At 65.7% G+C, this 11,163-nt stretch carries 5 protein-coding genes; 1 reads left to right on the forward strand and 4 read right to left on the reverse strand.

Features of this window, described 5'->3' with window-relative positions; translation table 11 throughout:
* Positions 1–16: 16 nt before the first annotated feature.
* The 4 genes from F3J19_RS28140 to hemE form a co-directional block, all read right to left on the reverse strand.
* The gene (locus F3J19_RS28140; RefSeq protein WP_167049034.1) at positions 17–1,165 is read right to left on the reverse strand and encodes a branched-chain amino acid ABC transporter substrate-binding protein; all 1,149 of its coding nucleotides are present in this window, start codon (positions 1,163–1,165) and stop codon (positions 17–19) included.
* An 86-nt stretch (positions 1,166–1,251) separates the two neighbouring features.
* Positions 1,252–5,181 (reverse strand): trifunctional transcriptional regulator/proline dehydrogenase/L-glutamate gamma-semialdehyde dehydrogenase, encoded by a 3,930-nt coding sequence (gene putA, locus F3J19_RS28145; protein ID WP_167049036.1) that lies wholly within the window; start codon positions 5,179–5,181, stop codon positions 1,252–1,254.
* Positions 5,182–5,981: 800 nt separating this feature from the next.
* Complete coding sequence (locus F3J19_RS28150; protein ID WP_167049132.1) at positions 5,982–8,219, reverse strand: primosomal protein N'; 2,238 nt, start codon at positions 8,217–8,219, stop codon at positions 5,982–5,984.
* 473 nt (positions 8,220–8,692) lie between these two features.
* Positions 8,693–9,793 carry a uroporphyrinogen decarboxylase gene (gene hemE / locus F3J19_RS28155; protein ID WP_167049038.1) on the reverse strand — a complete coding sequence of 367 codons (1,101 nt, stop codon included), beginning with the start codon at positions 9,791–9,793 and terminating at the stop codon, positions 8,693–8,695.
* Positions 9,794–10,069: 276 nt separating this feature from the next.
* Between hemE and F3J19_RS28160 the strand changes: the two genes are divergently transcribed.
* Entirely contained in the window at positions 10,070–10,858 is a 789-nt protein-coding gene (locus tag F3J19_RS28160; RefSeq protein ID WP_167049040.1) for a transporter substrate-binding domain-containing protein, read from the forward strand.
* Positions 10,859–11,163 lie beyond the last annotated feature (305 nt).

An 11,163-nucleotide genomic window follows, 5' to 3' on the forward strand; every position in this document is an offset into this window, starting at 1 on the left:
GCAGCCGGCAAAAAACTTACTTGCCGCCTACGCTTTGCAGCGTCGTCCACTTGCCGTCGACGACCTTGTACAGCGTGATGCCGCCGTTCTTCAGATCGCCGCGTTCGTCGTATGCGAGGTTGGCCGACGTCACGGCCGGCATCGAGGTCTTCGCGAGCACCGGCAGGTACTTCGCCGGATCGGTCGAGTTCGCGCTCTTCATCGCGGCGAACATCGCCATCGCGCCGTCGTAGGCGTACGGCGAGTACGTCTGCACGTCTTCGTTGAAGCGCTTCTTGTACTTCTCGACGTAGGCCTTGCCGCCCGGCATTTCGTCGAGCGGCAGACCGGCGAGCGAAGCCACCGTGCCGTTCGCCGCGTCGCCCGCGAGCTTGATGAAGGTCGGCGTGTGGACCATTTCGCCGCCCATCAGCGGCGCCTTCACGCCGAGCTGCTTCATCTGCTTGACCATCGGTGCTGCTTGCGAGTCCGCGCCGCCGTAGTAGATCAGGTCCGGGTTGGTCGACTTCAGCTTGGTCAGGATCGACTTGAAGTCAACGGCCTTGTCGTTCGTATATTCACGATCGACGATCGTCGCGCCCGCCGCCTTCGCCGCCTTCTCGAACTGATCGGCCAGACCCTGGCCGTAAGCGGTGCGATCGTCGACGATCGCAATCTTCTTCATGCCGAGGTTCTTCACCGCGAACGCGCCGGCCACCGAGCCTTGCTGCGTGTCCGACGTCATCATGCGGAAGGTGGTCTTGAAGCCCTGCTGCGTGTATTCCGGCGCGGTCGCCATCGCGATCTGCGGAATGCCCGCGTTCGCGTAGATGCGCGAAGCCGGGATCGTCGTGCCCGAGTTGAAGTGGCCGAGCATGCCCTTGATGCCATCATCCACGAGCTTCTGCGCAACCGTCGTGCCGGTGCGCGGGTCGGCCTGGTCGTCGGCGGAGTCGAGCACGATGCGAACCTGCTTGCCGCCGATCATCGGCTTGGTCGCGTTGAACTCTTCGACCGCGAGCGTGATGCCGTTCTGGAAGTCTTTGCCGTAGTGCGCCTGCGCACCCGTCATCGGACCGGCGAAACCGATCTTCACGTCTTCCGTCGATTGAGCGTTGGCTGTCCCCGCCAGCGACATTGCGGCAACCAGAGCTGCGCCTGCCAGCTGTTTCATTGTGTGTTGCATAGCATCTCCTTGATACCAGGTGTGGATGAAGCGGTTTCGGGGTCGCCGTGCCGCTTCGTTCTATTGAAGAAATCGCCGAGGTTCGCTCAACCGATCGTCATCAAATTCGCATTGCCGCCCGCTGCCGCGGTGTTCACGCTGACCGAGCGCTCGGTGAGCAGACGCTCGAGCGCGTAGTCTTCGTCCCCGCTCGCGAGCGCACGGGCTGCGACGCCCTGCACCGAAACGATCGGCCCCGCGCGTTTCGCAACTTCCTTCACGAGTGCGAGCAGCTCGTCGCTGTCGCCCTCGAACAGCACCGCGTCGAACGACGCATCGGCGTTCTTCTTCACGCTTGCATGCGCCTTCAGCGATGCAGGCAGCTGCGCCACTAATTGTTCACCTGCCGCGCCTTCAAACAAGGCTCGATTTCCCGTAGCCAGCGCCGCCGCCAACTGCACGCGCGCGCCGCTCGCGGTCGACGCGATGCACAGCACCGTGCCGCGCGGGCCCAGCGTGTACGTATTGCGCTCGCCGGTCGGCCCGGAGAGCACCGCGGTCGCGCCCGCCGGCACATGCGACAGATAACCGTCGCAGCGCGCGGCAAGCTGCGGTTCGCGCTCGGCGATCAACCAGTCGCGCAGCACGGTCAGTGCCGCGGCAGGATTGTCGCCGTTTTCCGCCGTTCGCGGTACTTCCGCGACGAGCGCCTGCGCGAGCGACTTCGGCAGACCGGCCGGGCGCGTCGCCAGCAGACGCTGCAGATACAGCGCGCCGCCCGCCTTCGGCCCCGTGCCCGACAGGCCTTCGCCGCCGAACGGCTGGACGCCCACCACCGCGCCGATCACGTTGCGGTTCACGTAGATGTTGCCGACGTGCGCGCGGCCGATCACATGGGCGATCGTCTCGTCGATCCGCGTATGGATGCCGAGCGTCAGGCCGTAGCCGGTCGCGCGGATCTGTTCGAGCAGCTTGTCGAGCTGGCTGCGGCGATAGCGCACGACGTGCAGCACCGGGCCGAACACTTCGCGCTTCAGCTCGTCGATGCTGTCGAGCTCGATCAGCGTCGGCGGCACGAACGTGCCTTGCGCCGTGCTCTCGGGCAACGGCAACTGCTCGACCTTGCGGCCCTTGTCGCGCATCGCCGCGACGTGCGCGTCGATGCCGCGCTTCGCGTCGAGGTCGATCACCGGGCCGACGTCGATCGACAGGCGATCCGGATTGCCCACCGCCAGCTCGCGCATCGCGCCCGTCAGCATTTCGAGCGTGCGCTCCGCGACGTCTTCCTGCAGACAAAGAACGCGCAGCGCCGAACACCGTTGACCGGCGGAGTCGAACGACGACTGCAGCACGTCCGCGACCACCTGCTCGGCGAGCGCCGACGAATCGACGATCATCGCGTTCTGGCCGCCCGTTTCGGCGATCAGCGGAATCGGCTTGCCGTCCGGGTCGAGGCGGCCCGACAACGTCCTGTTGATGAGGCGCGCGACTTCGGTCGAGCCCGTGAACATCACGGCGCGCGTGCGCGGATCGGCCACCAGCGCGGCACCGACCGTCTCGCCGTCGCCCGGCAGCAGTTGCACCGCACCCGCCGGCACGCCGGCTTCGCGCAGGATGCGCACCGCCTGCGCGGCGATCAGCGGCGTCTGTTCGGCCGGCTTCGCGAGTACCGTGTTGCCGGCCGCGAGCGCGGCAGCCACCTGGCCCATGAAGATCGCGAGCGGGAAGTTCCACGGGCTGATGCAGACCACCGGACCGAGCGGGCGATGCGTATCGTTCGAGAACTCGCTGCGGATCTGCGTCGAGTAGTAGCGCAGGAAGTCGATCGCCTCGCGAATTTCCGCGACCGCGTTCGGCAGCGACTTGCCCGCTTCGCGCACCACGAGGCCCATCAGCGTGTGCATCTGCGCTTCGAGCAGATCGGCGGCCCGCGCGAGGCAGTCGGCGCGCGCTTCGACCGGCGTTGCCTGCCAGATCGGCGCGGCGGCGACCGCATGCGCGAGCGCGGCGCTCACGTGTTCGGCGCTCGCTTCGACGACCGTGCCGACGAGATCGCGCTGGTCGGCTGGGTTACGCACGTCGCGCGCGGTGCCGCCGGCGCCGTCGTTGTCTTCGAGCATCGGCGCGGCGCGCCACGGATGATGCGCGCTCGCGAGCAGCGCCGACGACAGCGACGCGAGCCGGTGCTCGTTCGACAGATCGAGGCCCATCGAATTGAAGCGCTCGGCGCCGTACAGGTTGCGCGGCAGCGGAATCTTCGCGTGCGGTGCGCCGAGCGGCGCGATCTTCGAGGCTTCCTCGACCGGATCGGCGATCAGGTCCTTGATCGCAACGCTTTCGTCGGCGATACGGTTCACGAACGACGTGTTCGCGCCGTTTTCGAGCAGACGGCGCACGAGGTACGCGAGCAGCGTCTCATGCGTGCCGACCGGCGCGTACACGCGGCAGGGACGGTTCAGCTTGTCGCGGCCTGTGACCTCTTCGTAGAGCGGCTCGCCCATGCCGTGCAGGCACTGGAACTCGTACTGGCCAGGGTAGTAGTTGTTGCCGGCGAGGTAGTAGATCGCCGAGAGCGTGTGCGCGTTGTGCGTCGCGAACTGCGGATAGACCGCATCGGGCGCGCCCAGCAGCTTCTTCGCGCACGCAAGGTACGACACGTCGGTGTAGACCTTGCGCGTGTAGACCGGATAGCCTTCGAGGCCGTCCACCTGGGCGCGCTTGATTTCGGTGTCCCAGTACGCGCCCTTCACGAGCCGCACCATGATGCGGTGACGGCTGCGGCGCGCGAGATCGACCAGGTAGTCGATCACGAACGGGCAGCGCTTCTGGTACGCCTGCACCACGAAGCCGATGCCGTTCCAGCCGGCCAGTTCGGGATCGAAACACAGCGCTTCGAGCAGGTCGAGCGACAGTTCGAGGCGGTCGGCCTCTTCGGCGTCGATGTTCAGGCCGATGTCGTAGCGGCGCGCGAGGATCGCGAGCGAGCGCACGCGCGGCAGCAGTTCGCCCATCGTGCGCTCCTGCTGCGAGCGCGAGTAGCGCGGATGCAGCGCCGAGAGCTTGATGGAAATGCCCGGGCCTTCATAGATACCGCGCCCGCCGGCCGCCTTGCCGATCGCGTGGATCGCCTGCTCGTACGACGCGTAGTAGCGCTGCGCGTCGGCCTCGGTGGTGGCCGCCTCGCCGAGCATGTCGTACGAGTAGCGGAAACCGCGCGCTTCGTATTTGCGGCTGTTCGCGAGCGCTTCGGAGATGTTCTCGCCGGTCACGAACTGCTCGCCCATCAGGCGCATCGCCATGTCGACGCCCTTGCGGATCAGCGGCTCGCCGCCCTTGCCGATCAGACGCGTGAGCGCCGACGACAGGCTCGTCTCGCTATTGGTCGTCACGAGCTTGCCCGTGAGCATGAGGCCCCAGGTCGCCGCGTTGACGAACAGCGACGGCGCCTGGCCGACGTGTGATTTCCAGTCGCCCTTGCTGATCTTGTCGCGGATCAGCGCATCGCGCGTCGCGCGGTCGGGGATGCGCAGCAGCGCTTCGGCGAGACACATCAGCGCCACGCCTTCCTGGCTCGACAGCGAGAATTCGTGGATCAGCCCTTCGACGCCGCCGCCCTTGCTCTTCGAGCGCAGCGTTTCGACCAGCTTGCCAGCCAGCGCCTGCACGTCGCCCGCGAGATTGGCCGGCAGACGCGCCTGGCCAAGCAGGAACGGCACGCACTCCGGCTCGGGGCGGCGATACGCGGCCGTGATCGCCGCGCGCAGCACCGATTGCGGTTGCACGTTCTGCGCGAAATCGAGGAACGGATGCGATGCGCCGTCTTCCTCGCTCTCGACCGCGGAGCCGTCGGCGAGATCGGCCGAGCCTGTCGCGCCCGACAGTTCGGCGGGCAGCTGACCGTGCTCGATTTTTTCGAGATAGGCGAAAATTGCCTGTTTGATCAACCAGTGCGGGGTGCGTTCGAGACGGGTCGCGGCATCTTTGAGCCGGGAACGCAGGAGGTCGTCGACCTTAACGCCAAGGGTGGTGCTTGCCATGTTTCCTTCTTCAGTACCAGGTGCGAGCCCGGCAAAAGACCAAATGTTCGGCGAATCGTACGCCTCCCAATAAAAAGGTGCAACCAACCTTCGATTGCGGTTGCACCCCTCGAGAAGCCTTATGCGGCTTGAGTTTTCGGCCGAAGAGGCGAATTCGGGCCAGCGTGGTTGCGATCGGTATTTTCCCTGGCGTGATTCTTTTCGCAATTAGCCTTATCAAACGACTGCACGCGCCGATATATAGAGATACGGTGACGGGCGGCCCCAAACCTGCGGTTTGCGGGCACGCAAAGAAGACAAACGGGGCCTTCGAGGGCAGTGAGATGGAAAAGTGGTGGGTGATACTGGGCATCTGGGCGCTGTGTGCGACCTGTGCGGTGCTCTTCATTCGAGGCGCGACCGGGCGCCCGAACAGGCAGGAAGAGGATGAGAATCAGACACAGGCGGCCTCGCGCGCATCGGCGAGCAACACGACGCGGACCGCCTTGAACGATTGAGCATGCGGGCGCGACGGCCCACGCGAAGTGGCAAGAAAACGACGTCTTGCGGGGCGTCTGGATCGACGCGGCGCACGGCCATGCCGATTGCATCAGTTGTACGACAGGCGCGTCGAACCAGGTGCCGACATTGCGCGGCGACCCGAGCGGGTCAGGCGGGCGACACGCCCCGCCACCGGAAGCGCTCCCGCCCAAACCCGAGCTGACGACGACGAATCCCGGAATGCGCAGTTCGAGCGCCTCCCGGCTCTCCACATGACGGCAACTCGCCGGTGCGACGCCGCAGCGATCCAGCCGCGAGCGTCAGATGTCGAGCGGATCGACTTCGAGATTCCAGCGCAGCACACCCTTGAGCCCGCGTAGCAGCGGTTGCCACGCGCGCAGCGTCGCCTGCAGCGCGGCGCGCGAAGCGCTCTCGATCAGCAGTTGCGCGCGATGCACGTGCATGACCTTGACGATCGTGAGCGGCACCGCATCGTAGACGGTCACCCGCTCGGCGGCGGGGATGTGGACAAGTTCGGCGGCGGCCTGCTGCAGGAACGCGAGCGCGGCCTCGAGCGTGCGCCCTTCGGCGCGCAGCAGCGCCTGGTAGACGAACGGCGGCAGGTGAGCATCGCGCCGTTCGGCGAGCGTCGAGTTGGCAAAACCGACGTAATCGTGACGGCCCAGCGCGTGATACAGCGCGTGACGCGGATAACGCGTCTGCACGAGCACTTCGCCCGGCAAGCCGGCGCGGCCCGCGCGCCCGCTCACCTGCATCAGCTGCGCGAACAGGCGCTCGCTCGCGCGGAAGTCGTGGGAAAAAAGCGCGGTATCGGCATTCAGCACGCCGACCAGCGAGACGCGCTGAAAATCGTGCCCCTTCGCGATCATCTGCGTGCCGACCAGAATGTCGACCTCGCCCGCGTGAACGTCCGAGAACAGCGCCTGCGCGCTGCCTTTGCGGCGCGTGCTGTCGGCGTCGATACGCAGCACGCGGGCGCCCGGCACCGCGCTCGCGAGCGTTTCCTCGACGCGCTGCGTGCCGCGCCCGAGCGGCGCGATATCGACGTTGCCGCACTCCGGACACGAGCGCGGAATGCGCGCTTCCCAGCCGCAGTGGTGACAACGCAGCGCGCGCTCGGGCTTGTGCAGCACGACATAGGCGCTGCAACGCGGACAACCGGCGACCCAGCCGCACGCGTCGCACGCGAGCTGCGGCGCGTAGCCGCGGCGGTTCAGGAACACGAGGCTTTGCTCGCCGCGCTCGAGGCGCGTCTTCAGCGCCGCGATCAGCGGTCCCGACAGGCCTTCGACCGAGGCACGCCCGCGCCGGCGCTCGTCTTCGAGATCGATGAGCCGCACGGTCGGCAGCACGGCATCGGCGACCGCGCGGCGCGACAGCGTGAGCCGCTTGTAGCGCCCCTGGTCGGCCTGCCACCAGCTTTCGAGCGACGGCGTCGCCGAGCCGAGCACGACCGGCACGCCGAGTTGCTTCGCGCGGTAGATCGCCAGATCGCGCGCCGAATAGCGCAAACCTTCCTGCTGCTTGTAGGCCGGATCGTGCTCCTCGTCGACGACGATGATCGCGAGCCGCGGCAGCGATGCGAGCACCGCGAGGCGCGTGCCGAGCACGATGCGCGCGCGGCCCGTGTGCGCGGCGAACCAGTTGCGGGCGCGCTCGCCCTCCGCGAGACCGCTGTGCAGCGTGACGATCGCCGTGCCGTCGAGCGCGGCGAAGCGCGCGCGGAAAGCCGCCTCGAACTGCGGCGTCAAGTTGATTTCCGGCACGAGCACGAGCGCCTGAGCGTCGGGCTTCGCGGCCAGCATTTCAGCAAGCGCGCGCAGATACACCTCGGTCTTACCGCTGCCGGTCACGCCGTGCAGCAGGAACGGCGCGAAGCCGTCCGCATCGCGGATCGCTTCGACGGCAGCGGCCTGCTCGTCCGTCAGCGTGGGAAGCGGGGGCGCGGGCACGTCCGGCGCTGGGGCGGCCGCCGGCACCGCCGCGGCTTCGATCACGTCGAGCGCGACCCAACCGGCCGCCAGCCAGCTCTCCAGCGTGGCCAGCGCCTTGGGATGGAGCGCGCGGGCGTCGGCGGCAAGCAGGAAGTCGGTTTCGGCAAGCGCCTGCGCGAGCTTTCGCAGCGCCGTCGCGCGGGCCGGCAAGGTATCGGGCAAGGCCGCGCGACCCTCGGGCATCAGCCGATAGCGCTCTTCCGGTGCGAACAGCCGCGACCAGCGTGACGCATCGCGCAAAGCCTGCGGCAGCGCGGGCAATGCGACTTCGCCGAGACCGCGCTGGTAGTAATCCGCGGCGAACGCGGCGAGCCCCAGCCATTGCGCCGAGACTGGCGGACAGGCGGCGCAGACTTTATCCACAGCCTTGAGACGCTCGGCCGGCACGTCGCTGTGAGCGGTCACTTCGCAGACAAGCCCCACCACATGGCGCTTGCCGAACGGCACGCTAACGAGCGTGCCCGGCACGGCCGCTTCCGGCGTGTCGCAGCGATAGTCGAACAGAGTCGGCAGCGGATGGTCGAGCGCGACGCGGACGAACATGTCGCTCACGCGGTGCAGGGAAGCCGAAAACATTACACGGACGCAAGCCACGCCGCAGAGTCAATTGGACGCGAAGCGAGGCCCTCGAAGTTAAAGTAAAACTTCAATTTCGCCGCTAAGTTTTGGATTCGGCTGAATAATTGCACTCGACTCGCTGCCCTGTGGATAACTTTGTTAAGAACTTCACTCCGATGGGCCGGAAATGGCGTCGCGACGGCCTTCTGTGGGGTTGCGCACATTTTGCCGGATTCCCCGCAAACCCTTACCAGACAAGGCTTAGATCAAATGCGCCGGCAAATTGCAAGGGGTGGGGCACGATTAAAGCCTCTACCGCGCCGCAGCGTGACGAATGTGCATAAGTCAAGTCTTGACAATCACAAGACCGCCATCTGACGGCCTCTGCGCCGCACATTCGTCCTTAGGCCGAGAGCCCACCTCGCTGCACTGCAACAAAATCAGCGTCGATGACGGCATTACGCCGGCGTATGCGCACCGCTTCGAATCGCGCGGCTATGGCGATGCACTTCGTCGACCAGCTCGGCGACGTGCTCCGGCGGCGTGAACTGCGAAATGCCGTGTCCGAGATTGAAAACGTGCCCCGGATGATTGCCGAAGCTGTCGAGCACCGCGCGCGCTTCCCTACGAATCGCGGAAGGCGGCGCAAACAGCACGGACGGGTCGATATTGCCCTGAAGCGCAACCTTGCCGCCGACGCGCTCGCGCGCCTTGCCGAGGTTGACGGTCCAGTCGAGGCCGACCGCGTCGACGCCGCTTGCGGCGATGTCTTCGAGCCACAGGCCACCGCCCTTCGTGAACGCGATCACGGGAATCTTCTCGCCGTCATGCTCGCGCTTGAGCTGGCTCACCACCTGTTCGATGTAGTGCAACGAAAACCGCTGATAAATGCTGTCTGCGAGCGTGCCGCCCCACGTGTCGAAAATCATCACGGCCTGTGCGCCAGCTTCGATCTGCGCGTTCAGGTATGCCGCAACCGAGCGCGCGTTGACGTCGAGAATCCGGTGCAGCAGATCGGGACGCGCGTAGAGCATCGACTTGACGGTGCGGAAATCCGCCGAGCCGCCGCCTTCGACCATGTAGCACGCGAGCGTCCACGGGCTGCCGGAGAAGCCGATCAGCGGCACGCGCTGGCAGCCTTGCGCATCGTTGAGCGCCACGCGGATTTCGCGCACGGCGTCGGTCACGTAGCGCAGCGTCGCATCGATGTCCGGCACGGCAAGCCGTGCGACATCGTCTTCGGTGCGCACCGGGCGGGCAAATTTCGGCCCCTCGCCGTTGACGAACTCGAGACCCAGCCCCATCGCGTCGGGCACGGTCAGGATGTCGGAAAACAGGATGGCGGCGTCGAGCGGATAGCGGTCGAGCGGCTGCAGCGTGACTTCCGTCGCATAGGCCGGGTTCTTCGCGAGCCCGAGGAAACTGCCCGCGCGGCCGCGCGTGGCGTTGTATTCGGGCAGATAGCGGCCCGCCTGGCGCATCAGCCAGATCGGCGTGTAGTCGGTTGGCTGGCGCAGCAGCGCGCGCAGGAAAGTGTCGTTCAGAAGTTGATGGGCCACGTTGCGTACGACCAGAAAGCTGAAGGCAAGGCGGCATTTTACCGGACCCGGCTCGCCGCATTACGCGTGATCGGACCAATAACTGTTGCGCTCGCGGCTCATAAAGCCCGCTCTTTGGGGTTGCGGCCGTGGCAAAGGCGCGCGTGGCGGGCGATTCGCGGCAGGCTGTCATTGTCGGCCCGGCTGGACCTGGCTGAACGGCCGATGTTCAAGCTCGCGTTGGCGGGCTACTATCCGTCAGCCTTACCAGCCAATTACACACGACAAGGAGACTCGATGAACAAGGCAGCTCTCGCAATGCTCGGCGCGCTCGCCGGCGTCTTGATGCAGGTGGGCGTGGCCAGCGCGCAGACCGCCACCGCGCCTTCCCGGCTCGACGACATCATGAGCCGCGGCACGCTGCGCGCCTGTACGACCGGCGACTACAAGCCGTACTCGTTCTACAAGGGGGATGGGCAGTTCGAAGGCATCGACATCGACATGGCGGAGTCGCTCGCCAGGTCGCTCGGCGTGAAGGTAGAGTTCGTCAAGACGTCGTGGTCGAACCTGATGACCGACTTCGTCGCGAAATGCGATATCGGTATCGGTGGCGTTTCGCCGACGCTCGAGCGGCAAAAGCATGCGTTTTTCACGCAGGCGTACATGATCGACGGCAAGACGCCGATCGTCCGCTGCGACGACGTCAACAAATACCAGACCGTCGCGCAGATCGACCAGCCGGCCACGCGGGTGATCGTCAATCCGGGCGGCACGAACGAGAAGTTCGCAAAGCAATACTTTCCGCATGCGAACGTGACCGTTTATCCGGACAACGTGACGATCTTCAAGCAGATCCTCGCCGGAAAAGCCGACGTGATGGTGACCGATGCCTCGGAGACGCTGTTGCAGCAGAAGCTGAATCCGGGTCTGTGCTCGGTGCACCCCGACAAACCGTTCCAGTACGGCGAGAAGGCGTGGCTGCTGCCGCGCGGCGACGTGGCGTTCCAACAGTATGTCGACCAGTGGCTGCATCTCGCGCGCGCAACGGGCGAATATCAGGCTATTTCGGATAAGTGGCTGAAGTAAGGCCGCCATTTACCCGTGTTTTTGTGTGTGCTGTTTCGGGCCGCCTGTCGTGAACTGCTCTTGCTCGGGCAGGCAGCCAGTCTCATAAGACGGTTTCGTTTCGCAAGGAGACGATCGTGTAACGAGCCACGACGTTTCTGAGCGTATCCACGCCATGGCCGCAGCGTCACAAGATGTTCAATCCGCCCCTGTTTTCTACGCGAGGAATCGGAAATAAAAGTTTTGCGACGCAGCACGTACCGTGCATTTCACCAGATGAATTTTCCGGGGCGGACCAAGCTCTTGTAATACGGGGAACTCGCCGT

It is taken from the genome of Burkholderia sp. Ax-1724 (genome assembly GCF_011752995.1).
Taxonomy (GTDB): Bacteria; Pseudomonadota; Gammaproteobacteria; order Burkholderiales; family Burkholderiaceae; genus Paraburkholderia.